This window comes from Streptomyces sp. JLSY215 (assembly GCF_059682825.1).
In genome coordinates this window covers 8,819,341-8,842,846 of the sequence record NZ_CM185022.1, presented here as the reverse complement: position 1 = coordinate 8,842,846, position 23,506 = coordinate 8,819,341, and the positions used below count along the sequence as shown (strand labels likewise).

Sequence of the window (23,506 nt, the reverse complement as noted above, 5' to 3'; positions counted from 1 at the left end):
GCCGTCAGTGCACCGGGTGCATGGTGCGGCGCAGCCAGGGGCCCACGGCTATCACGACGAGGCCGAGGACGACGGCTATCGCCCCGTTGAGGCCGAAGTACAGGCCGTTGGATATCACGCCGAAGAGCTTGACGGCCTGCGCCTGGATCCCGTTGGCGAGTGCCAGGGAGAGGAACCACAGGGCCATCGTCTGGCTGGCGAAGGCGGCCGGGGCGAGCTTGGTGGTCGCCGACATGCCGGTGGTCTCCAGGAGGATGTCGCCCAGGCCCAGCAGGAGGTAGGAGATGACCAACCACCAGGCGGCCATCTTCCAGTTGCCGGTCTGCCCGGTGACGGCCGGGACCATCACCAGGAAGGACAGCCCGCCCAGGATGACGCCGTAGGCGATCTTCCGGGAGGCGTGCGGTTGGCGGCGGCCCATCCTGACCCAGACGGCGGCCACGACGGGGGCCAGCAGCACCTCTGCCACACCGAGCACGGAGTTGTACCAGGTGGAGGGGAATTCCCAGCCCAGGATGCTGGTGCGGGCGTGGTCCGCGGCCAGCAGCGTCATCGTGGAATAGGACTGGAACAGGATGAAGTTGAACACCACGGACGCCGCGAACAGCACGATGTAGGGCCGCAGCCGGCCCCGCTCCTCGGCGCTGACCCGGGGGCTCTTGAACATCACGGTGAAGTAGACGACGGGGGCGATGACGGAGATGACGGTCAGGATGTTGACGGTGTCGTCCAGGCTGAGCCGGCCGGTCAGCACGAGCGCGGCGGCCGCCGCGGCGACCAGGACGCCGCCGCCCGCCAGCAGCCACACCGCGCGCTTCATGGCGCGCGGCGGAAGGGCGAATTCCGCGGCGTGGTCGCGGCCGGCGAGCCCGCGCCGCCCCAGGACGTACTGCACCAGGCCGAGCGTCATACCGATGGCCGCGGCCGAGAACCCCAGGTGCCAGCCCATCTTCTGGCCGAGCCAGCCGGTGACCAGCGGCCCGAGGAAGGCACCAATGTTGATGCCCATGTAGTAGAGGGCGAAGCCGGCGTCGCGGCGCTGGTCCTCGGTCGTGTAGAGCTTGCCGACCATGGTGGACACGTTCGGCTTGAGCAGGCCCGTACCGGCGATGATCAGGCCCAGGCCGACCCAGGTCATCCCGGTGGTCGGCACGGCCATGGAGTAGTGGCCGCAGGCGATGAGGATGCCGCCCCACAGGACGGCGCGGTAGCTGCCCAGCATCCGGTCGGCGAGCCAGCCGCCGGCCACCGAGACGAGGTAGACGAGCGTGCCGTAGGCCGCGGTCACCGAGGCGGCGGAATTCTGTGCCATGCCCAGGCCGCCGTGGGCAACCTGGTCGGAGAAGTACAGGACGAGGATGGCCTGCATCCCGAGGAAGGAGAACCGCTCCCACATCTCCAGCGAGAAGAGGGTCAGTAGGCCGCGGGGATGGCCGAAGAACCTGTGGTCCTCGCGCGTATTCGGTTCTGCGGTCACAACGGTTGCTCCAATTTGCTTTCGAGAATTCGCTTGCCTCTGCTCTCCCCTTTCGTGCACCGCAAACCTGGAGCGCGGTGTGATGTGGACCATTGCGGCAGGCACCGGGGGCGCTGGCCGGGTGATTCGGAGGGTGGGCGCTCACGGTGATCGAACTGCGACCGGATGTGATGGACGAGGCGGAGGTGCGCCACGGCGTGGCCGGCGCGCCGCGTGCGCCGTTCGGCATCGGTCGTGCGGCGAGGCCGTGCAGCGGCATCCCCCACTGTTGCGCAGGCGCACGGCAGAACGCTCGCCTGCGCAAAGGCTCACGCGGCGGACGGCCGCCCGGCTTCGACGAGGACCGCTACAAGAAAGCGCGGCTACATCTACCTGGGCACCGCGACAGCGGCAGCCCTCACCATCTGGCTACGAACTTGATCGGCCGGATGTGGTCATGCTCGGGTAACGAGGGCTCGCTTCGAGGGTGCCGGTTTCGCTGCGCCGTGTGCGCCCGATTCGCTCCGATGTGCCTTGCAAGGGCAACGGGAAACCGATCTGCCCCGCGGGGGCGTACGGCCGGGCGCCCGCTGCCCCGCGCCGGACCGCAGGCGCGGCCGGTCAGTAGGAGGTGGTCGCCGCTCCGGTGACCTTGTCGGGCGTGATGATTCCGTCGCGCTCGTAGTGCTTCAGGACGATTCCGAGGCCGAAGAATGTGGGTGCCCACTCGCTGGTCCATTCGCCGGTGATGGCTGCGTCCTTGGTGAGCTGGGCCCGGACCTCGAAGGTGCAGACGTCCACGTTCGGTTCGGGCACCCGGTCTCCGAGCTCTGCAACTGCTGCCCGTCCGGCGGTGCCACCAAGGCGTGCGGCCCCGCACCTCCGGCCGGCTGCTGCGCATCGTCCATCGCTATGCCGCAGACTCGGCCGGTGGCACGGGAGGTGCGCGGCAGCGCGCGTGCGCACTCCAGGCGCTGTACCGCCCGCCCACGGACAGCCCTTCTCGATCCCTCCGCGCCGCGGTTCAGCCGCTGCCCCGCCGTGTGTCATCAAACGAGGGATGGAGGGGTGTGATGGTGGCGCCGATTGCAGCGAGCTCTTGAGGAGGCGTCGCTGCGGGCGCAGAGGGCCTCTGCGGCGGCGATGGCTTCGGCTACTGGTTCGGCGATCCACCAGTGCTTACGAGGGTGGCCCGGGTGGTTTTTGCGCAGGGTGGAAGCGATGGCGGGTGAGCCGTAGTGTTCGACGACGCTGCCGCGGGCGATGGCGTGGATTGCTGGCGGGAAGGGGTTATTCCGACCGTGCACCACTCCGAGCCCAGCCCCAAGGCCGGGCTCGGAGTAGGGACGCGGAGGGCCCCGCACGAAACCGGGAGGTCGGGGGGTCACGTGCGGGGCCGCTCACGGGGTGTGGACCGTCAGACTCCGATCAGGGTGTACGTACCCGTACCGTCCTGCCTGCCGCTGGAGTACTGGCGTATGAACTCCCCGTCCGCGTACCGGTCGTGGCCCATCATGGAGCCGGTGTACTTGTTCTGCACACCGATCTTCGAGCTGCCGGGTACGTCGCGGTAGATGTAGAACCGCTGGAGGTCGTCCTCCGTGCAGGGGGCCGTCTGCAGGACCGCCCGTTCGGTGGCCGCGTTCTGCTCGGCGATGGTCGCGCACCCGCCGTTGCCCCAGTTCCACAGGGACGCCTCGAGGACCCCGTTGTTCTCCGTCACGTTGCACAGGCGCCAGTTGTCCAGGTGGGCGCTGAAGATCGACGAGGGCCGCAGGCGGACACCGTCGTCCGCCAGGAGCGGCGCGCCCCAGGACAGGGGCTTGCCGGGTACGGCGATCTTGTAGACCTCGGCCTTGCAGTCGAGAGCGGCCCGCGCGCTACGCCCGGAGGCCTTGGGCTGTTCGGCGGACGTGCCGCTGGTGAGCGCCGGGCGCTGTACGAGGCGGTCCCGCTTCTGCTTCGCCGTCGGCGCCACCGCACCCGCCGGGTGCTCGGCCTTCGCGGCGGCCGAGCCGCAGTCGAGGAGGCCTTGTGCCTTGGCCATGATGCTGCCTGCGGGCACCTCGTCCTGGCAGCGCACCGCGCCTTCCTCGAGGGTGGTGTAAGTGGTGAAGTTGCCGCCGTCGGGCCCCTCGGTCCACTTCAACGCCCAACTGCCGTCGCCCTGTTGGACGCGGTTGCAGTTGAGGCTTCCGTACGTACCGGTGACCTTCTTGGTGCCCTTGTAGGCGCCGTAGTAGCCGGGCTGGTTGAAGTTCCACGTGACCGCGTTCGACTCGGTGCTGGTGGAGGTGTAGTCGACCTTCACGTTCAGGCCCAGGCTCGCGCCGACCTTGCCGAGGGTCTCGACGGCGAAACTGCCCTCGACATTGCCGTTGAGGCCGACGGAGACCGAGATGGTCGTCTGGGTGCTGGTGGTGACGGTCTGGGTGCCGGTTGTGCCCTCGGTGACGTACCAGCCCTTGAAGTGGGTGATCGTCGGGGACACTTCGGTGGTCTTGATGTACGGGTGGCGCTTGCCGAGATCGGCGGCAGTGCAGGCCTCACCGAGCTTTGCCTGAGCAGCGGCGGGCTTTGCCGGGGCGGCGGCGGCCGGTGAGGCCGCGAAGCTCATGGCGGCTATCGCGGAGGCAGCCGCAGCGGTGAAGGCTATGAGCTCTCTGCCGAAGCGGCCGGTCGGTCTTAAGTGACGCATCGTTGTCTTTCCCCCTTTGGCCGGCCCGCGCGCAGGCGGGTACCCCGGCCGGTGGTGTGGTCAGTGTGATGGTGCTGAGCGCGACTGAACATAGGGCCACCCGATGAAAAGATGATGACGGAATCAGCGAATTTGATCACGCCGGGGCGGAATGGCTTGTTCTCGGTTGGTACGCGCGGCCGTTGCCCGAGTTCACCGGTGTGCCCGGTGAGGGTGAATAGGCCAGGCTTGGGCTCGGTGAGGATGCCGCGGCGGACCAGGCGTTTCAGCTTGGCGCGCATGCTCTCGGTGTGCCGTGGCTCCAGCACGGTCGCGTGGGTGATCTCGAGCCGCTCCAGGGTGCGTTCGGCGGCATCGAGTTGGCCGCTGAGCTCGGTGATCTGCTCACGCAGCCGCTCGACAGTCTCGCGGACCAGCCGCTGCCTGGCCTCGATCTTGTCCAGGAGGTCTCTCATCGACGCTCCTCCTCCTTCCGGGAGCCGACTGCCGGGCGGGCGGGTCGCGCCAGGTCAGGGTGAAAGTACGGGTGAGGCGACGGAGCATGACATCGGTCATGGACCAGTGGATCACCGCAACCGAACTGGCCGGCTTCGTCTCATAGTCACGTGCGAGACGTCGGTGGAGCATGAGCGTGCCGAAGGTCTGCTCGACCACCCACCGCTTGGGTTCCGGCGCGAACCCTTGCGCCCCGGGCTCACGCTGGACGGACTCGACGTCGATGCCGAGGCGGGCACCGTGTTCGACGACGGCGTTCCTGAACCCGGCGTCCGTCCATGCCTTGGTCACAGTGGGCGCGTTCGTGGCGACCTTGTCCAGCAGGGCGATGCCGATGGCGTTGTCGTGCACGTTGGCGGCGGCCACGACGACGGCGATGATCAGGCCGAGAACGTCGGTGGCGATGCCTCTTTCGCGGCCGGGGCTCTTCTTACCCGGATCCAGTCCAGTCGTCTCCTTCGGCGCGTTCACCGAGGCCCGCGCGGTCTGGGTGTCCAGGACGACGGCCGTGGGGTCCTCGCGCTGCCCACGCATCTCGCGGACCTGCCGGCGCAGCAGGTCGTGGATGGTCTCGGCGGTGCCATCGTCACGCTACTTGGCGAAGTACTAGTACACCGCGCCATACGGTGTCAGGTCGTGCGGCAGATAACGCCACTGGCAGCCGGTCCGGGCGTGGTACAGGATCGCGTTCACGATCTCCCACATCACGTAGCTGCCCTTGTGACCGCTGACCGACGGATGCCGCCCCTTCCATGCCGTGAGGACCGGCCGGATCAACTCCCACGTCTCATCCGACAGGTCACTGAGGTACGGGGCACACTCACCCATGCCTTCCAGCAGACCGCACACCCGGCCAAGCGCAAGACCCCGAACCAGACATCAATCCATCAATCTGCATCAGAGCCGCAGAAGATTCACATAACGCCCTCTGAGGTGAAGGGGCGGTGGCAGGCCCATTCGTCGAGCAGGGTGTGGTGGAAGCGTTCGACCTTGCCGTTGGTCTGCGGGCGCCAGGGCCGGGTCCAGCGCGGCTGGATGCCCAGGTCGCGGCAGGTCTGACGCCAGGTGTTCTTGGTGTAGGCCCAGGCATTGTCGGCCAGGACGCGTTCGACGGAGACACCTCGAGCAGCGAACCAGGCGGTGGCCCGTGTCAAAAAGCCCGCGCAGGTGTCTGCCTTCTCGTCGGGGAGGTCTTCGGTGTAGGCGAGTCGGGTGTGGTCGTCCAGCGCGGTATGTAGGTAGGCGAGTCCGACGCCGGAGCGGTTCTTGTGTCCGGCCGCGCGGCCGAGGGCTTTGTGGCCGCCTCCGTTGTGGTGTGGCAGAACGTTGGCTTCGCGAAGCCCTCGATGGTGAGCTGTCGCAGGAGGGTGTCGAGGGGTCCGGCGCCTGTCGGACATGACGCGGTGGTCACTACTGCGCACCATGAGCTCGTGTCGTCGCACCCTTCGGCTCACCTGCCTGTCAATGCCTGGCCCCCATCTGGCAAGTGCCGTTAAAAACGCTCTAGTTCTGTCACTATCCGAGCCGCGAGCGGTACTTGGATGCCGTGTCGTTCGGCCGCTCGTAGCAAGGCTCCCCCGATTGCGTCGAGTTCCAGCGGGCGACCGGCCTCCGCATCGCGCAACATGGACGATTTGCTGGCCGGTGGGAATGCTTCGTATCGCGCCAGGACCTGGGTGGCGTCCGCCGGCCCACCGCAAGCCCGGCTCACGGCGGTGGTCTCCTCGACCAGGGCCTCCAGCTCCTCCCGCCGCTCGGACCGGATGGTGCCGATGGGCAGTCGGTAGCGGGTGGTGAGCAGGGCGAAAGGCGTCAGGAAGGCCAGCTTGGCCCACAGGACGGCGTTCTCGTCAGGCATGACGCGAGTGTCCACGCCGGCGGCCGTGAGCAGTGCGGTGAGCGGGGTGAGGCGTTCCTGCGGACCGGCCAGGTCGATCTCGGTGAAGGGACTGCCGTGTTCGATCACGCCGGGAGCTGTGCGGGTGGACTCGACGCGGATCACGGCTGGTACCACCTGCCGCATGCCGAAGCGTGCGCGCAGGACAGCGGGGTGTTCGATGCCGTTGAGCAGCGGCAGGACGAGTCCGTCACCGAGGTGCTGGGGCGGGATGCGGTCGAGCGCCGCGTCGAGCGCGGTGTGTTTCACCGTCACCAGGCACAGGTCGATGCGCTCCCGCAGGGCGGTGTCCGCCTCGACCTCGGCCGTGAAGGTGCCGTACTGACTGCTGCGTACCTGGATGCCGCCGCGGCGCAGTGCACGTGTGCTCTCCTCGCCGGCGAGGCAGATGACGCGATGTCCGGCGCGCGAGAGCAGCGCGGCGAGCAGTCCACCGACCCCTCCGGGGCCGAGTACGGCCACGGTCCGGGCGGACGGGGTCGGAGCGACGGAGTCGCCGGTGAGCGGTCTGGTGTGGTGCATGGGCGGGTCCTCTCCGTTGTCGGGTCGGCACCCGTCCCGCCGCTCAGCCATATCCGGACTGGGCAGAGGGGCGGGACGGGTTGCCGCCCTGGGCCCGAAGTGATCATCGGGCAGCCCCGAGAGGCAAGTCAATCCTCGGGACTTCTTCCACACCCCAAGTGATCGCTTAGGTTGAGGCGGCCGTACCTTGGCATCCGTGCCCATGACCTTCGATGACCTGCGAATCTTCTTGGCGGTGTGCCAGGCAGGAAGCCTGAGCGCCGTCGCCCGGGACCTTTCATGCACCCAGTCAGCGGTGAGCCAGCACGTAAAACGGCTGGAACAGCAAACAGGGGTACGGCTGCTGGAGCGTCAGCCGCGGGGCGTCGTGCCTACCCTGGAGGGGCGCCTGCTGCAGGCGGCGGCCATGGAGGGGATTGCCGGTCTGGATCTCGCCCTGCGACGGCTGGGCGAACTCGCGCGCGGCGAAGCCGGATCGGTGCGGGTGACAACGGGCGCCACGACAGTCCGGCACTTCATGGCCGAGGCCATCGTCGCCTTCCGCGAGAGTCACCCAGGGGTGAGCTTGGAGTTCCGGACGGAGACCTCCAGCCGGAGCTGTTTCGACGCGCTCGCCGACGGCGCGGTCGATCTGGCCTGGGTCACCATCGGCAACCCGGTGCGGGGCATCGAGCAGCGTTCCGTCATAGAGCTGCCGTGGGTGCTGGCGGTCCGGGCCGACGATCCGCTCGCCCTCCGGTCAGGGATCGAGGCCGCCGACCTCGTCGGGATCCGGCACATCCGGCTCCCGGAGAACTCCTCCTCAAGGGCCCACCTGGACACGGCCTTCGCCCGCCTGGGCATCCACCTCACGTCGGACACTGGTGTCGCCGACTGGGACACCGCCATCCTGCTGGCAGAGCTCGGCATCGGACATGCCATCGTCCCCGCCCTGCCCGGGCAGGACTCCGCCGGCACGTCAGGAGGTCCGCTGAGGTTCCTGCCCCTCCCGGACCTGCCGCCACTGCCGGTGGGGTGGGCAGCCCGCCGCTGGGACGCGCTCACCCCACTTGCCCGCGCCTTTGCCGACGTGGTCGGGCAGCGATGTGAGACGGGCCCGGCCACGCAGTAATCACGGCTGTGGCACCAACCTCATGAGTGCGGGGAGCAGGCCGCAGCTTCGGTAAGCGGGCCTCCTTGAGCGGGACCGTCCCCGCGGACGCGGGGAGCAGACTTCTTAACCTGCATCGTTACACGCGCACGTCCGGGACCGCTTACCCCAACTCCGGCAATCAGTGCGCTGCAAATCGCCTGCTCCCGCTAGATGATCGATCCCAAGGGGTCAGTGGTCATATGCGGTCAGTGAGCGCAGGACGGGCTGTCCTGTGTGGTCGTTGTCAAGGTGGACAGGTCCTCGGTCCCTGAGGTGAAGGGCTCACTGACCACCTCGACGTCGAACCGTCGCCCCTGGCCCGACTTGTCAGCGAGCCGAGTAGGAAGTATCTGGGCCATGCGCTGCGCGATCTCCGTCGGCGCATCCGGATCCGCCAGGAGAGCCACGACCGTATCGCCCTGAGACGACACCCGAATGACTCCGGCCCTTCTCTTCGGCGGCCCCGCGATCGCAAGTGCCCACAGGATGCCCTCGAGGTAACGTCGACGCCGCGTAACACGCAGGCCCCCGCCAGCAGGTGCAGGCGGTACGGCCAGATCTCTCGTCCTCCCAGTACGGGACCTGCTCCCACCATCGGCCACGATCGCGTGCACCACCGCGAACACCCGCTCCGGCGCCACCCCGGCCCGCACCGCACGGACGCGCCACCGGCCACCCCGTCGGTGTTGCCGGACTCCGGCATCAGCGCTCCCAAAACGCCGAGGGCCGTTCCCCTCAGCCGGTGGGCGACGCGCATCAGACTCAGCATGGACAGCGACAGCAGTGCCGCGTGGGAGGGCGCTGCCGCCGGGACCGGAGCCCGGTGGTGAGGCGCGGGGCGGAACTGCAGAGGCGGGCCTTGGAGGACTTCGCGAATGGCCGTGAGCCGCACACCCCTGGAACGGGACGTCGGGTCTGCTCGCGAGGAGCAGCGGGTGCGGGCGGCCGTGGAGACGGAAGGTGACGGATCAGGACCCGCGCACCGAGGGGGATGACGGCGCCGGCGACGGGGAGCGCCCCGCCTCCTGGAGCGGGAAGTAGTCTCCCGGCCGCGTCGAGCGCCGCCACACGTACGCCGCTGTCGCCATCACGAGGATCATCCCCGCCAGGATGAGCAGTTCGATCCCCTCGACGTTCCACCGGAAGGATTTCTCCGCCTCGGCCGTCACGATGAGCACCTTGCGGATGCCGGCAATCAGGCCGACGACGAGGAACGGCTCCGCGTCGAGGGTCTGGTTCCTGATGGTGAGGCGGACGGTGTGGAGCAGCTCGGCCACGATGAACAGGACAAGGCCGTTGTCCAGGGCGGAGAGAACGACCGTCTCCTCGTGATACGGCCCCTGGATCGACCTGATGACGTCGTGGATGACCCCGACGGTCAGGAGCCCCGCGAGCAGTACGAGGAGCGTCGCGACGACCAGGTGGATGCCGTCCTCGATGAGCTGCAGGAGGCCCTGTAACCGGCCGCCCTCGATCTTCGGGGTATTGGGTCGCACAGTCAGCCTGCTAAGGGTGCCCCGGCCTGCAGGCGCGGCGTGCTGGGCGAACCGGTGGACGAGCGGATCCCTCCCTGTGGTGGCAGCCCGGGCGCGGTGAGGCGCGACGTCCTCGAGGCCCACCCGGCGGCAGGACAAGGGTTACGAGGTAGCCCGACGCGTGGACACAAACGCCGGGAACCTGCGGTTCGTCCTGGTCGCCGACCTGGGCCTGCCCTCCGAGATGGCCTGGCTCGCCCCCGCCTACCGGAGGATCTGCGCCGCCGCATTGCCTGGGGCATCCGCTGGCAGGCGGACACCGTGACGGCGCCCCTGGTGGCGGACGAGCAGGTCGGCGTGTCCGACGTGGCTGAAATCGTCGGCAGCTGTCAGGAGGAAGGCGACTGGGACATCGGCGTCTTCCTCACCGACCTGCCGAGCCGGGCGGAGCGCAACCCGGTCCGCACCGAGGTCGACGCTGAGCACAGGGTCGCACTGATCTCACTGCACGCCTCGGCTCCCGGCGTCTGCGGCGCCGGAGCGGTGCGGCAGGCGGCGGTCGGCGTCGTCAGGCAACAGGCCGCGCAGGACGAAGAGCCGCTGGATTCCGCAGTCGTCGGCCGTCCGGCCCCGGGGAGCGGTCGAAGCGCGGACGCTACGCGGTGCCGGGGGGCTGCCCGGCCACGTCCGCCTGGCAGTTGCCGCCGCGGCGCCTTCCATCCTGGCGGCGACGCTGTCCACCCTCGCCGCATGATGAAAGAAATCCCAGTTCAGATGGGCTACTCCGCCGAACTTGCGGTGTCCGGCTCCGGCTGGTCCGCGCCGCCCGAGGCGACCGCCGGACTGAGGGTCAGTGCCAGCTCGCCGTCCTTGACATCGGCGATGACGGTGTCGTCCGGATTGACCGAGCCGCTGAGCAGCATGTTCGAAAGGCGGTTGTCGAGCTCCGTCTGGATGGTGCGGCGCAGCGGCCGGGCTCCGAACTCGGGCTGGTAGCCACGATTGGCCAGCCACTCCTTGGCGGTCTCGGTGACCTCGAGGTTGATCTGCTGGGCGTGGAGCCTGCGCCGGCTGCGTTCCAGCAACAGGTCGACGATGCGCACCAGGTCCGCCCGGGTCAGGGCGTGGAAGACGATGATCTCGTCGATGCGGTTGAGGAACTCGGGCCGGAAGTGCGCCTGCAGTTCGGCCATCAGGTCATCCCTGATGTCCTCGATCGCCCCCTGGTGGTCCAGGATGCGCTTGGAGGCGATGTTGCTGGTCATGATGACCACGGTGTGCCGGAAGTCGATCGTGCGCCCCTGGGCGTCGGTGAGCCGTCCGTCGTCCAGCACCTGCAGCAGCAGGTTGAAGACGTCCGGGTGGGCCTTTTCGACCTCGTCGAACAGTACGACGCTGTACGGCTTGCGGCGCACCGCCTCGGTGAGCTGCCCGGCCTCCTCGTAGCCGACGTATCCGGGCGGGGAGCCGACGAGCCGGGAGACGGTGTGCTTCTCCTGGAACTCGCTCATGTCGAAGCGGACCATCCGGTCGGCGTCTCCGAAGAGCAGTTCCGCAAGTGCCTTGGCCAGTTCCGTCTTGCCGACTCCCGTGGGTCCGAGGAAGAGGAAGCTGCCGGTGGGCCGCTCGGGGTCTCCCATGCCCGCCCGGCCGCGGCGCACAGCCTGGGACACGGCGGTGACTGCCTCGTCCTGGCCGACCACCCGCTCGTGCAGGGCCTCTTCGAGCTTCGTGAGCCGCTCACGCTCGGTCTCGGTGAGCTGGGATACGGGAATGCCGGTGCGCGCGGAGAGCACATCGGCGATGTCCTCGGGAGTCACACTCCCGGCCTCTTCCCACTCCCCGCCGACCCCGGCGAGCTCCCGCTCCACCTGCTGGATCTGCTCCTTGAGCTGTGCGGCGCGTTCGTAGTCCTCGGTGCTGACGGCCTCGTCCTTCTCCCTGCGCAGCTTGGTGAGACGGTCCTCGAGGCTCGCGGTCCCGGTCGGGGCACCGAGGCCGCGCAGTCCCACGCGTGCTCCTGCCTGGTCCATGAGGTCGATCGCCTTGTCGGGCAGGAACCGGTCGGTGATGTAGCGGTCGGACAGGGCGGCCGCGGCGTCCAGCGCCTCGTCCGTGTAACGGACCTGGTGGTGGGCCTCGTAGGAGTCGCGAAGCCCGCTCAGGATCTCGACCGTCTCCTCGACGGTGGGTTCGCGCACCATGACCGGCTGGAAGCGACGTTCGAGCGCGGCGTCCTTCTCGATGTACCGGCGGTACTCGTCGATGGTGGTGGCGCCGACCACGCTGAGGTCGCCCCGGGCGAGCGCGGGCTTGAGAATGTTGCCGGCGTCCATGGCACCCTCGCCGCCTCCGCCGGCGCCGACGACCGTGTGCAGTTCGTCGATGAACACGATGATGCCGCTCTCGGCCTCCGTGACCTCGTCGATCACCTTCTTCAGCCGCTCCTCGAACTCTCCCCGGTACTTGGATCCGGCGACCAGACCGGCCATGTCGAGGCTCACGACGCGGCGGTTGCGCAGGGCCTTCGGGACCTCTTCGGCGACGATCCGCTGCGCCAGTCCTTCGACGATGGCGGTCTTGCCGACGCCGGGATCGCCGATGAGCACGGGGTTGTTCTTGGTGCGCCGGGAAAGGACCTCCACGGTCTGCTCGATCTCCTCGGCCCGGCCGACCACCGGGTCGAGACGTCCGCTGCGGGCCTCGTCGGTGAGGTCGCGCCCGTACTCGTCCAAGGTGGGGGTGTCGCTGTGCTCGCCCGACGCCGCCTTCCGGCCGGCTTCGCCGCCACTCAGCAAACCGGAGGAGACTCCCTCGGATCCCAGCGTGCGTGCGAGGCTGGAATCGTCCAGCAATGCGGCGAGGATGTGCTCCGGACCGATGTACGAGGCACCGGTCGCCTGGGAGTGGGCGTGGGAGGCAAGCAGAGCGCGCTTCACCGCTGGCGTGAGCCCGGGGGCGCCGGTTCCGGTGCCGGTGGGAAGGTTCTCCTGCAGGTCCGCAGCCAGCTGGTCCGGATCAGCGCCCGCCTGCTCCAGCACCTGCCGGGCGGCCGGCACCTGCGTGGCGGCCCACAGCAGGTGCACGGTGTCGAGATCGGCCCCGTCCTCGGCCGCCCGGCCGCCTGCCGCCGCCAGCAGCTCGTGCGAGGAATCACTGAGCAGTCGCCCGATGGGCACGCGCTGCACGGCCGGCGGCGAGGCTGCCGGACTCATGCCGAAGAAGCGGTTGAAGAGATCGGAGAACGGGTCGCCGGACCCGAAGGGCGAAGTCGTCACAAGGATCATCCCGTCCGGCGGGCGGCACAGCGGCTGTGCGCAGCCTGCCGTAGTCGAATTGCCGGTACACGGCCATTCTTCGCCGGGTCGTCCCGGCGTGCGAACGCAGCAGGTGAGTGACGGGCGTCCTGGGCAGAGCCGCAGATGCCACGGGCGATCGGGCACGAGCAGGCGTGGCAGACGGTGACGCTCAGTGCCAAGGCGATCAAGACGATCGACAGCATCGGTGTCGAGGCGGCCGTGGCTCGCATCCGCGCCCGGGGGAGCCCGCGCCGGATTCCTCCCCGGAGTCACGAAGTCGTCCTGCTGAAGAGAGAGTTGGACACCCTCGCGACTGCGCTCCATGTGAAAACCGACGACCTGCTGAAGGCGTCTCCGCATCTCGCGCCATGGCGGCCGACCGTGGGGATCGCCCCGCAGCTCACCGGCGCCGAGCTGGTCACACTGGCGATGAGGCAGGCCATGCTCGGCGTCACCTCTGAGGCGAGGTGGCTTCGCCACGCCCGTTCCCACCTGCGGCATCTGTTCCCGTACTTGCCCAAGCAGCCCGGCTACAACAAGCGGCTGCGCAAGAGCACCGACCTGCTTCGCAGGGTCACCCGCCTGCTGGCCACCGACACCTCCGTGTGGAGCGACGACGTGTGGATCGTGGACTGCACACCGGTGGAATGCGGCCGCTCCCGCGAGACCGTCAAACGTTCCGACCTGGCCGGTTGGGCCGAGTACGGGTACTGCGCCAGTCACAGCCGCTTCTTCTGGGGCCTGCAGCTGCACTTGATGTGCACCCCTCCAGGGCCTGCCGGTCGCCTTCGCCCTGACCGGCGCCAAGGCCGACGAGCGCGAGACCCTGCTGGACCTCCTCGCTGCCGAACCCGGCCTGGCCGCCGACCGGCCCGGCCAGACGCTGATCGGCGACAAGAACTACTACGGCCGGGGCTTCGAACACGAACTGGCCGGGCAGGACATCCGGCTGCTGCGCCCGGCCCGCAGAGGCGAGCCGGAGCGGCCCGGAGCGTCCCTGTTCAAGCCGTTGCGGCAGGTCATCGAGTCGGTCAACGAGACCTTCAAGGGCCAACTCGATCTCGAACAGGACAGCCTGTCCTGCGCTCACTGACCGCATATGACCACTGACCCCTTGGAATCGATCATCTAGAGGCTGCTGACCAGCTTCGCAGCCTCGGCGAGTGGGATGCCGGGGACCTGCTTGCGCAGCATGCGGACGGCGTGCGCGTTGCCCTTGTTGTCCCGGGCATCGCGGAGAGCCGCACTGTCCAGGGCTTGCAGCACCGCCTCGGGGGTCGGATACGCCCGCTCGTATCGTGCGTGGCGCCGCTCGCGTGTCTTCCTGCGGGAGAGGATCCACGAGAGAACGATCATGGGACCCTCGGCTATCAGACCGACTATGACCAGTGTGCTGGACGTGTCGCCGTCCACGAGGCGGTAGTGCGCGAGCAGTGCGGCCACGATCGGGAAGAGCGTCACGATGCCGCAGAGCGACCAGAAGAGTTTGTGGAGCATGAGGCATAAATCTAACAATCGATCCTCAAGAGGATGACGCTGCCCGCGAGTTGAGAATGACCGTGATGGCGGCCAGGACACTGGCCCTTGGACTCCTGGTCACGCGGCTCGACCACGATCTCCTTGTACCGCTGCCGACTGACGCTCCCCCGGACGATCGTCCGAGCCCCTGAGGTGTACCGCCGTGTGCGGGCTGGTGGGGGTCGGTTACAGCCCTATCGCTACGACAAGGTGCTACCGGCTCGGCGGCGGCGTGGGTGGAGCCGCCGGGTAGGGACCGGGTGCGCTCGGCTGCTGTTGGTAGGGGCCGGGCGGGCAGCGAGGGGTCATGCGCGGCGGCGCTGGGGCCTCGGGGACGGTCCGTAGGCCAAAGCGAGGGCGTTGCGTACTGCGACGTGTCCAACCGTGCGGAAAGACTCAGGGCGAGAATCTACAGAAACCCCGCCAGAGCACTTGAGTTCCGGCGGCAGCGCGCACATGCCATCACCTCGGCGAAAGCGGGCGCGTCACCGGCCTGTCCCACCGTGAGATGGAAAGCCAGGGCCGGCAACGGGCATCGGCCGCGAGGTGGCTCTTCGCGGTCAGCCCGCCGCGGGATCGGCCGATGGCATGGTCGCCTGGTTCCCCGGCAAGCGCCCCTTTTTGCGAGCCCCGGCCGCGTGCTGGTGGACACGCACGATCGCGGAGTCCACGGAGACGGCCCACTCCAGGGACTCGTCGGCGTCGGCCTGGGCCATGAGGGCAGTGAACACCCGCTCCCCCGTGCCGTCGGCAGCCCACATCCACAATCGGTTGTAGGCGCCCTTCCAGTTGCCGTACTTCTCAGGCAGATGGACCTACTGCGATCCGGTCTGGAGCTTCCAGGCGATCGCGTCGATCACCTCACGATGGTCCCGCCACCGCCCACCCCGCCTTGGTGTCCGGCCGGCAAGCAACGGTTCGATCCGCGCCCCCTGCACATCAGCCAACGGCACAACCCAACCAACGCCCGGAAGACCCCATCGAATCGGCCTAGCCGTGGGGAGGCCCCTATCCACTCACCGCACCCTGAGGGTCTGGCCCCGCTGGCCGGCCCGTGTTGGATGGGCCGGTAGCCTGCCCCAGCAGTTGGTGGCAGACGAGAGGATAGGCATGTGGGGTAGGCGGCGGAACGGCGGTACGGGGCCGCTGGTACAGGCGGCGGTCATGGGCGCCCGGGGGCACGGCAAGAGCACCCTGGTCCGGGCGTTGACCGAGGTGCTGCCCCAGGAGTTCCGGCAACCACCGCCGCCGTTCGGGCGGTTCGCCACGGCACGCGGCCCGTACCAGCTGCACGACAGCCCCGGCCTGGACGCCTTCCGGTCCCGAATCCCCGTCGGCACCGGCCAGTTGCGGGGTGCGCTGCTGGTCGTCTCCGCCGAGGACGGGCCGCTGCCGGAGACCCGGGAGTATCTGGAGGCGGCGAGGGCGGCGGGCGTGGCACGGATCGCGGTGTTCCTCGGAAAGCGCGACCTGGTCAACGACCCGGAGATCGCGGAGCTGATCGAGCTCGAAGTCCGCGAGCTGCTCCACGAGGTGGAGTACCCCGGGGACCACTGCCCGGTGGTGCACGGCTCCGCGTTGCGGGCGGTGCACCACGGCAGGTCCCGGAAGGGTCGCCGCGATGTGGTACGTCTGGCGGAGGCCCTTGACGGTCACTTCGGCTGACGCCTGATCGGCCGCACCCCAAGCGAAGCGCTGCCGTGCCCCGGCCCCGTACGCGGAGGGGCGGCCGAGCAGCACGACGGGTGCCCAGTGCCACGGCCTTCGCCACGTCCGCCCCGGTGCGAACATTCCGCTGGCTTACGCCACTTCGCGGGGCCCGATGCCAGACCGGACCAGGTTGAACACTTCTCGGGCAGCGTAGCGTTTGAGACAGCGGATGATGTCGCGCCGGTTGCCGTCGTGCTCGGCGGGACGCAAGGCGGCTCCGCGCTGTCAGCCGGGAAGGGCGGCCGGCACGCCGGCGGGGTGGCGGGGACCGAGGCGGTCCGGGGCGGCACCTGGACGTGCCGAAGGGCTCGTGAGCCAACCGGCCCACAAGCCCTCAAGCCCTTCCGGTGTCAGTCGAGTTCGGCGCTGCCGTGCACGATCTCGCCGCCGACCATCGTCAACAGCACCTTCGTCTTGGCGATCTCCTCCGCGGGGACCTTCATGACATTGCGGTCCAGCACGATCAGGTCCGCGAACTTGCCCTTCTCCAGGGACCCGGTGTGCTTCTCCTGCCGCAACTGGTAGGCGCCGTTGAGGGTGGCGGCGCGCAGGGCCGTGGCGCGGCTGAGCCGCTGGTGCGGTGTCATCGTGCCGTGCTTGGCGAACGGGCTGTCGGGTGCGGCGGTGCGGGTGATCACGGTCTTGATCGCGGTCCACTCGTCGAGCGGATCGACCGGCCAGTCGCTCCCGAGGGAGATGCGCCCGCCGCTCTCGTTGATCTCGCCCTCGGGCTCGTAGTGGGCCCAGCGCTTCGCGCCGAGGTAGGGCTTGACGGAGTCGACGGAGTCGGGGGCGGGCTTGGCCCAGTGGAAGCCCATGGCCGCGACGATGTCGAGCCTGCCGAACCGCGGTATGTCCTTGGGGTTGACGAGTTCGGCGTGCGCCACGGTGAGGCGGTTGCTCTTGTGCCCGGCCTCGCGTGCCGCCGCGTAAGCGGTGAGGGCGGCGCGTACCGCCTGGTCACCGATGGCGTGCATATGGGGGTCGAAGCCCGCCTCGACGAGCTTCAGAACTGTGTCGTTGAGCTTCTCCTGCTCCCAGTACTGCTCGCCCTTCTTCTTTCCCGCGATCCAGTGGTCGTGCTGGTGCACGAGGTAGGGGTCGATCAGCGAGGCCGTCTGGGCGGGGTGCTGGAGCACACCGTCCAGGAAGAGCTTCGCGTTCCGGACGGCGATACGAGGCCGAGCGGTGATCCGGTTTCCGCTGTGGAAGGCGCGGCGCAGCCGGGTCGGCTCCTTCAGCGGGTCCTTGTCGTCCACATTGACCGGCGCGGCGAAGTGGGCGCGGGCGGTGAGCTTGCCCTGGTCCGCGAGGGTGCTGAAGGCCCGGAGCCCCCCTTCCGAGGCGATGGCGTCCATGAACGTGGTCACGCCCTGCTCGGCCAGGGCGGCCAGGGCGGTGCGAGCAATCTTCAGGTTCTCCTCGGCGGAGGGCTCGGGGATCTTCCGCGCGATGAGGTCGCCCGCGTCGTCCTCCAGCACGCCGGTCGGCTCGCCCTTGTCGTCACGCGCTATGCGGCCGCCGCCCGGGTCGTCGGTCTTGGAGGTGATGCCGGTGCGTTCCAGGGCGCGGCTGTTGACCAGAGTGGTGTGGCCGTCACTGGACTTCACGACGATCGGCCGCTTGGTGTCCAGGGCGTCGAGGTCGGCCTTGGTCAGCGCGGTGCCCTCCGGTCGCATGGCCTGGAGGTACCAGTGCTCCACCTGCACCCAGCCGTCCGGCTCTTGCGCCTTCGTCTTGTCCAGATACGCCTGGATCTTCCCCTGGAACTCCTTGACGGTGAGCGGGGCGTACTTCAGGTCGCAGCCGAGCAGCCCCTGGCCGCCCGACATCGGGTGCACATGCCCGTCGTGGAGGCCCGGCATGACCATACGGCCGCCGAGCTTGATCACCTTTGTTCCCTTCCCGATGTGTCGGGAGGCCCCCTTGGTGGTGCCGACGTAGACGATCCTGCCGTCCTTGACGGCCAGCGCCTGGTGCGTGCTGTCCTCGGCATCGACGGTGTGGACGTAGCCGCCGGTCAGCACGAGGTCGGCCGGCTGGTGGCTCTCGGCGGCGGGCTCGGAGCAGCTGTCGACGGCGGCCACTGCCGCGACCGCGCCGGCAGCCGCCAGCACGGTACGACGTCGCGGGTTACCCTCCACGGGACTTTCCACAGGACTCTCCTCCAGATGCGATGAACGAACGGGTCGACGGGGGAACGGGTGAAGGGGAATTGGTGCATGGCTGAGCGACCGGGCAGCGGCGGCGGCAGAACCCAGGAGCGCGGCAGGCAGGCGCGCCGTGCGGTGGTCGAGGCCGCGCTCGCGCTGATCGCGGAGCGGCCCGTAGGGGAGATCCAGGTACAGCAGATCGCCGAGCGGGCAGGGATGAGCCCGGCACGGGTCCTGTACTACTTCCCCTCGAAGGACCACATCCTGGCCGAGACCTTCCGCTGGAGTGAGCGGGAGCTGACCGAGCGCCGGACACAGGAGCTGGCGGGGGTCGCCGATCCTCGTGAGCGGTTGGAGCGGTACGTCAGGCTCTACCTGCCCTCGGGCAGGCACGACGTCTCATGGAAGCTCTGGTTGGAGGCGTGGTTGCGCGCGGTGGAGAACGACGAGATGAGCCGGACGGCCGACGGGCTCGACAAGGGGTGGATGCGGGATCTGTCCGCGATCATCCGTGACGGTGCGGCGAGCGGGGTCTTCCGCCCGGTGACCGCCGAGGAGTTCCTGCCCTCGTTCAACGCCCTGTTGGACGGGCTGGCGGTGCATGTGCTGATCGGGCGGCTCGACCGTACGGATGCCGTGCGGACCGCGCTCACCCATGCCTCCGGGGAACTGCACCTGCCCCCGGCCGCACAAACTTGAATCTCATTTAAGTTCGGTGGCGTGAGTATTCACCGGGGTGCGTGGCCCCGTCAACCATTTCTACGGGGCCACCGCGGCGCAACGCGCTCGGCGTCCGGGCGGATCGCGGGATGGCTGCGACTGCATGGGGACGCGGGCCGTGAGCCCCGGACCCGCCCGGTGCTCGCGCTCAGTGGACAGCGCGGGGAGATGGGGACGTGGCTTGTGCCGGCAACCCGTCGTGTGAGACATGAGTGGGCAGGAGGCCGAAGAGGAACTCGCGGGCGTAGTGGCGGTGGGAATGGTCGTCGGTGGTGCATGAGCCACCGAAGGTCCGCTCCACCACCCAACGTCGAGGGATCACCTTGAACCCTTTGACGCCGGGGTCTTTGCGGACGACTTCGACGTCGATGCCGAGGTGGGCGCCGTGGTCGATGGCCTTGGTGCGGTAGCCGGTGTCGGCCCGAGCCTTGGTCACGCGAGGGCTTGTGGTGGCGATCTGGGACAGCAGGTGGATGCCGCCTGCGTTGCCGGAGACGCAGGCGGCAGTCACCCAGACGGCCAGGAGGGGAATCATGTCGACCTCGTCCGGGGTGCGGATGACGCGGTGCCCGAGGCATCCTGCCTTGTCGAGCGCCTTGAGATGGATCGGGTCGTTCGGGTCACCGTCCAGCTTGAGCGGGGTCTGATTGACGCGCTTGAGGAAGCGGATCACGTCGTCCCGGTCGTGGGCTTCCTCGAATATTCCGGCCCGGATGCCGCCGAGCTGCGCGCGGCGCTTCATCAGCGCCTTGTCCCGCAGCAGCATGGCCTGACCGTACAGACGCGGATTGTCCAGCAGAACGGAGTTGATCGCCCCTGCCCATTCAACCGTTTCCTCGAACGGCGGGATCGCGACGTCGACACCCTCGTTCTGAAGAGTCTCGGCGATCTCCAAGGAGCGGTTGTTGATCCGTTCGAAATCCCACGACAGGTAGGGGATGTCGTGGTCGACGCAGTACTCCTCGGCCTACTCCGGCGCCATACGGCAGCAGGGCCCGGCCCGCGCGTCGCGGTCCGGGCCCTGCCCCGTGCGGTGCCGCCCTGCGGCGGCGGTGCGTCAGCTCTGTGCGATGTCGTCGCCCGCCTGCCCGGCGCCCTCAGCTGCGCCTGCCTTCTCGCGCATCTTGCGCACCAGCTCCGCCTTCTGGTCAGCTGCACCCTGGCGGTCGAGGTTGCGGTGCGGGCCGTTGTTCTGCCGTTCGGCGCGGGACAGCCTCTTGCGCTGGCCGCCGCCCATGCCCACGGGGTTGTTGATGTTCTTGCTTACGGTCACGGGTTCTCCCGGTCATGATGTGAAGTGATCTACGGATTCGTCGGTGGGGGGACGGGCAGCGACGTCGAAGGAAGTCAGCAGGAGCCCGTCACGCTCTCACTCGTAAATCGGCGTCTGGAAGAATATGGCAAAACCGTTACCCGGTTCCGTCGGCCCCGCACCCCAACCTTTTCGCCGCCCCGGCATCGGCCGGCTTTCGGCGAGCGCCCGGGGTCAGCCGTTCCCTTCCGGGAGTCTCAGCACCGCCCCGCCGTCACAGGACATTAGCCCGCCGCGCGTAGAAGCCCCGCCGGAGCATTCCGGCGGGGCTTCTCGTCTCACACTGCCCCTATGACGGAGGTCCTGGCTGTGTGGGCCTGACCAGGTGGAACACCTCGCGACGGCGTAGCGTTTGAGGCATCGGACGATTTCGCGCCGGGTTTTGCCCTCCTTGGTGCGGCGTTCGTAGTAGTCCCGGGTGCGTGGGTCGAAGCGCAGGCGGGTCTGCGCGATTCGGTGCAGGGCGGCGTTGGCCTGCCGGCCGCCGCCGCGGTTGAGGCGACGGTACTGCCGAGTGCCCGAGGAGCGTTCTACGGGGCTGACCCCGCACAGCGCGGCGAAGGACGCCTCACTGTGCAGACGTTCCGGGTTGTCCCCCATCCTGATCAGCAGGGTGACGGCCGTGTCCGGACCGATGCCCACCACAGTGAGCAGCTGCGGGGCGTGGCGTTCCGCGAGCAGGGCCCGCACCGCCGCACCACGGCCAGAGCACACCCTGGGCGCACCAGTGCACACGCAGGCGCGGAGGCCGGGCCGGAGGGGCTGGGCGACAGGGCCCCGGGGCGGCTATCCGGCGACGAGGACACCAGCCAGGAGGCGATGCGCGCGGCGGCGCTGGACCGATCGACGTGGCTCTCGACCCGCTCCCGCCAATGGCCGGAACGACGCCGGTAGATGCCGGGAGATAGTCGGTTCACACGGCGACGGCAGAGACCGGGGTACCAGGCGAGGGGCCCTCAGTGATGACAGTCCTGGGGCCGGTGCGAGCCTCGGAACTAGGGCCTGTCTGATAATTGATCTTGTGGCAGGTCGAGGCGAGGTGACGGACGCGGCGTGGGAGCGGGTAGAGCCCTTGTAGCCGCAGGCGGACGGGCGTGGCCGTCCGTGGCGTGATCACCGTCAGGTGGTCAACGGTGTGTTGTGGCGATTGCGGACCGGGGCTCCGTGGCGCGACCTGCCCGAGCGGTACGGGCCGTGGCAGACCGTCCATGAGCGGTTTGCCCGCTGGGAGGCGGACGGCACGTGGGCAAGGCTGCTGGAGCACGTGCAGGTCCGCGACGATGCGGTGGGCCGGGTGGAGTGGACTGTCGCCGTCGACTCCACGGCCAACCGAGCCCACCAGCACGCCGCCGGCGCCCGCAAAAAGGGGTCGCGGACGGGGGCGAACTGGAAGATCCGGGCCGCTCGCAGACGCGCCAGGCCCTCGGCCGGTCCCGAGGCGGGCTGACCACCACGGTCCACCTCGCCTGCGATGGCCGGGGCCTGCCCCTGTCGATCGTCCTCACGCCCGGCAACGTCAACGACACCACTGCGTTCAGCCAGGTCCTCGAAGGGATACGCATCCCGCGCGCCATCACGGGCCGTCCACGCACGGCGCCGGAGCGCGTGCTGGGCGACAAGGCCTCCTTCCAGGGGTTCAGATCTGCGACCGAGTGGCCGACATGGAACAGCGGTCGCACCAGAAGCCGAAGAGCGAACCGCCGAACTCCATCGGGCCGAAGGGAGTCAGGCCGCTGTCCACCGCGACCAGGAAAGGCATGAAGTTTCCGCATCCAGGACAGAGCGGGTGCGTCTCCGGTGAAGGCCAGCGCGGTAGTCCGCCCACCTGGTGCCGCGACCTTCCGGTGATGGCCGCCCGACTCACACCCTTCTGGTTGGGGTGCGTTTCCAGCGTCATGGACAGCTCGCCGGGAACCACGCGTGACGTCTCGGCAGAAGGCCCTTGCGGTTGATAGAAAGCACGCGTCCCGTCGGCCGTGAACTGTACGTAAAGGATGTCGACTTCGTCGCAGTCGCAGGAGAACCAGAAGAACGAGGGATCACTGCTGAATTCGTACGGCAGATCACTAACGGAGAGGGTGAGCACCCTGTCCGCCGGCGCGTTGCACCGCGCACAGAGAGGAACGTTTTGTTCGTACCGTCCACCCATCACGTGCGGGCTCTCGCCCCGGTCGGTGACGAACCCCATGAACGCCGGGCGGAATCCTGCCGCGGCCTCGCTATCGGACATGCGGCCCGCGAGCGGCATCAGCCACTCCCACTCCTCATAGGTATCGACCTCGTCACGCACCGAAGTGATCAGGTCAGCGGCATAAGGGGTCCTGATGAGGGCGAGAGAGACCAGACCGGCCCGATCGTGGCCCTCGCGCCAGTCGCGCAGCAGGGAGTCGGCCCGTTCGTCCGGGGCTCCGGACAGGAGGCTGTCCCGATAGAGAGAAGTGCCGAGTCGATCCTCGTAGGGGCGTAGCCGATCGGGGTGATGGACGGCGATGTTGAAGACGACGGAAGCCAGCGGAGAGTCGGGGTCCGGCGATGCGAGGTAATCCTCGATGAACGCATCGGTCAGGCACTCCGGAAACCAGGGAACAAGCCGGGACGCTGACCGCACGACCGGTCCCGCAGCGCGCAGCCGCTCGGCCGCTCGCACCTTCACCTGCCGTGCGTCAGGAACGAGCTCAAGGTACTCCGCAACATACTCGGCCACGGCTTCGTCCGTCGTCTCCATGAGACACGCGCCGGCGTTTTCCGCTCCTCGGTCACCCTGAGCGGAGAAGTATTCAATGATGCTCTGCGCCTTGTCAGCGACGCAGAGTTCAGGGTCGAAGGCGATTTTCTCGACGCGCTCAGTCGGTGTCATTCTTTACCTTCTCCCAGTAGTACAGAAGCAAGTGATCGATGGTGCGAGAGTACGGTCTGCCACGGCCCGTACCGCTCGGGCAGGTCGCGCCACGGAGCCCCGGTCCGCAACCGCCACAACACACCCTTGACCACCTGACGGTGATCACGCCACGGACGGCCACGCCCGTCCGCCTGCGGCAACAAGGGCTCTACCCGCTCCCACGCCGCGTCCGTCAACTCGCCTCGACCTGCCACAAGATCAGTTATCAGACAGGCCCTAC

At 68.6% G+C, this 23,506-nt stretch carries 16 protein-coding genes and 8 pseudogenes; 7 read left to right on the top strand and 17 right to left on the bottom strand.

The window, feature by feature from the left end; genetic code table 11:
- Window positions 1–4: 4 nt before the first annotated feature.
- From AC5677_RS39085 to AC5677_RS39055, 7 genes and pseudogenes are all read right to left on the bottom strand, one after another.
- Window positions 5–1,570, bottom strand: coding sequence for a peptide MFS transporter (locus AC5677_RS39085; protein ID WP_497192607.1), 1,566 nt, complete (start codon window positions 1,568–1,570; stop codon window positions 5–7).
- A 507-nt stretch (window positions 1,571–2,077) separates the two neighbouring features.
- Window positions 2,078–2,272 carry a hypothetical protein gene (locus tag AC5677_RS39080; protein ID WP_497192606.1) on the bottom strand — a complete coding sequence of 65 codons (195 nt, stop codon included), beginning with the start codon at window positions 2,270–2,272 and terminating at the stop codon, window positions 2,078–2,080.
- Window positions 2,273–2,873: 601 nt separating this feature from the next.
- On the bottom strand, window positions 2,874–4,154 hold the full coding sequence (locus AC5677_RS39075; protein ID WP_497192605.1) for a hypothetical protein: 1,281 nt from the start codon (window positions 4,152–4,154) through the stop codon (window positions 2,874–2,876).
- Entirely contained in the window at window positions 4,142–4,609 is a 468-nt protein-coding gene (locus AC5677_RS39070) for a hypothetical protein (RefSeq protein WP_497192604.1), read from the bottom strand. Before AC5677_RS39070 ends, AC5677_RS39075 begins: the two co-directional genes overlap by 13 nt.
- A 46-nt stretch (window positions 4,610–4,655) precedes the next feature.
- Window positions 4,656–5,477 (bottom strand): annotated as a pseudogene (locus AC5677_RS39065) (IS5 family transposase); the annotation flags it as partial.
- 98 nt (window positions 5,478–5,575) lie between these two features.
- Window positions 5,576–5,959 (bottom strand): annotated as a pseudogene (locus AC5677_RS39060) (DDE-type integrase/transposase/recombinase); the annotation flags it as partial.
- A 182-nt stretch (window positions 5,960–6,141) separates the two neighbouring features.
- On the bottom strand, window positions 6,142–7,068 hold the full coding sequence (locus AC5677_RS39055) for a ketopantoate reductase family protein (protein ID WP_497192603.1): 927 nt from the start codon (window positions 7,066–7,068) through the stop codon (window positions 6,142–6,144).
- A 202-nt stretch (window positions 7,069–7,270) separates the two neighbouring features.
- Between AC5677_RS39055 and AC5677_RS39050 the strand changes: the two genes are divergently transcribed.
- Window positions 7,271–8,179 (top strand): LysR family transcriptional regulator, encoded by a 909-nt coding sequence (locus AC5677_RS39050; protein ID WP_497192602.1) that lies wholly within the window; start codon window positions 7,271–7,273, stop codon window positions 8,177–8,179.
- Window positions 8,180–9,168: 989 nt separating this feature from the next.
- Here AC5677_RS39050 and AC5677_RS39045 read toward each other — a convergent pair.
- On the bottom strand, window positions 9,169–9,696 hold the full coding sequence (locus AC5677_RS39045; RefSeq protein WP_497192601.1) for a phosphate-starvation-inducible PsiE family protein: 528 nt from the start codon (window positions 9,694–9,696) through the stop codon (window positions 9,169–9,171).
- Between the two features lie 160 nt (window positions 9,697–9,856).
- Between AC5677_RS39045 and AC5677_RS39040 the strand changes: the two genes are divergently transcribed.
- Window positions 9,857–10,000 (top strand): hypothetical protein, encoded by a 144-nt coding sequence (locus AC5677_RS39040; RefSeq protein ID WP_497192600.1) that lies wholly within the window; start codon window positions 9,857–9,859, stop codon window positions 9,998–10,000.
- 454 nt (window positions 10,001–10,454) lie between these two features.
- Here AC5677_RS39040 and AC5677_RS39035 read toward each other — a convergent pair whose 3' ends face one another.
- Window positions 10,455–12,962 (bottom strand): ATP-dependent Clp protease ATP-binding subunit, encoded by a 2,508-nt coding sequence (locus tag AC5677_RS39035; RefSeq protein ID WP_497192599.1) that lies wholly within the window; start codon window positions 12,960–12,962, stop codon window positions 10,455–10,457.
- A 174-nt stretch (window positions 12,963–13,136) separates the two neighbouring features.
- On the opposite strand from AC5677_RS39035, the pseudogene AC5677_RS39030 reads away from it, so the two are divergent.
- Both AC5677_RS39030 and AC5677_RS39025 read left to right on the top strand, forming a co-directional pair.
- Window positions 13,137–13,217, top strand: a pseudogene (locus AC5677_RS39030) (50S ribosomal protein L28); the annotation flags it as partial.
- A gap of 42 nt (window positions 13,218–13,259) precedes the next feature.
- Window positions 13,260–14,043 (top strand): annotated as a pseudogene (locus AC5677_RS39025) (IS982 family transposase); the annotation flags it as partial.
- Between the two features lie 59 nt (window positions 14,044–14,102).
- On the opposite strand, the gene AC5677_RS39020 reads toward AC5677_RS39025, so the two are convergent.
- Window positions 14,103–14,471 carry a hypothetical protein gene (locus tag AC5677_RS39020; RefSeq protein WP_497192598.1) on the bottom strand — a complete coding sequence of 123 codons (369 nt, stop codon included), beginning with the start codon at window positions 14,469–14,471 and terminating at the stop codon, window positions 14,103–14,105.
- 581 nt (window positions 14,472–15,052) lie between these two features.
- A complete protein-coding gene (locus AC5677_RS39015) occupies window positions 15,053–15,253 on the bottom strand; it encodes a hypothetical protein (protein WP_497192597.1) in 201 nt (66 codons plus the stop codon).
- Window positions 15,254–15,656: 403 nt separating this feature from the next.
- On the opposite strand from AC5677_RS39015, the gene AC5677_RS39010 reads away from it, so the two are divergent.
- Window positions 15,657–16,157: a GTP-binding protein gene (locus tag AC5677_RS39010; protein ID WP_497192596.1), complete on the top strand. Its 501-nt coding sequence runs from the start codon at window positions 15,657–15,659 to the stop codon at window positions 16,155–16,157.
- A gap of 395 nt (window positions 16,158–16,552) precedes the next feature.
- Here AC5677_RS39010 and AC5677_RS39005 read toward each other — a convergent pair whose 3' ends face one another.
- Window positions 16,553–18,358: an amidohydrolase gene (locus AC5677_RS39005; protein WP_497192595.1), complete on the bottom strand. Its 1,806-nt coding sequence runs from the start codon at window positions 18,356–18,358 to the stop codon at window positions 16,553–16,555.
- Between the two features lie 66 nt (window positions 18,359–18,424).
- Here AC5677_RS39005 and AC5677_RS39000 point away from each other — a divergent pair, with 66 nt between their 5' ends.
- A complete protein-coding gene (locus AC5677_RS39000; protein WP_497192594.1) occupies window positions 18,425–19,054 on the top strand; it encodes a TetR/AcrR family transcriptional regulator in 630 nt (209 codons plus the stop codon).
- Between the two features lie 284 nt (window positions 19,055–19,338).
- Here the strand turns inward: AC5677_RS39000 and AC5677_RS38995 are convergent.
- The 3 genes and pseudogenes from AC5677_RS38995 to AC5677_RS38985 all read right to left on the bottom strand — a co-directional run.
- Window positions 19,339–19,601: pseudogene (locus AC5677_RS38995) on the bottom strand (IS5 family transposase); the annotation flags it as partial.
- Between the two features lie 531 nt (window positions 19,602–20,132).
- Window positions 20,133–20,348, bottom strand: a complete 216-nt coding sequence (locus AC5677_RS38990) for a DUF6243 family protein (RefSeq protein ID WP_497192593.1) — start codon at window positions 20,346–20,348, stop codon at window positions 20,133–20,135.
- 328 nt (window positions 20,349–20,676) lie between these two features.
- Window positions 20,677–21,059 (bottom strand): annotated as a pseudogene (locus AC5677_RS38985) (transposase); the annotation flags it as partial.
- Between the two features lie 349 nt (window positions 21,060–21,408).
- Here AC5677_RS38985 and AC5677_RS38980 point away from each other — a divergent pair.
- Window positions 21,409–22,010 (top strand): annotated as a pseudogene (locus AC5677_RS38980) (IS5 family transposase); the annotation flags it as partial.
- A 13-nt stretch (window positions 22,011–22,023) separates the two neighbouring features.
- On the opposite strand, the gene AC5677_RS38975 reads toward AC5677_RS38980, so the two are convergent.
- Complete coding sequence (locus tag AC5677_RS38975) at window positions 22,024–23,244, bottom strand: hypothetical protein (protein ID WP_497192592.1); 1,221 nt, start codon at window positions 23,242–23,244, stop codon at window positions 22,024–22,026.
- Window positions 23,245–23,279: 35 nt separating this feature from the next.
- A pseudogene (locus AC5677_RS38970) lies at window positions 23,280–23,480 on the bottom strand (transposase); the annotation flags it as partial.
- Window positions 23,481–23,506: the final 26 nt, after the last annotated feature.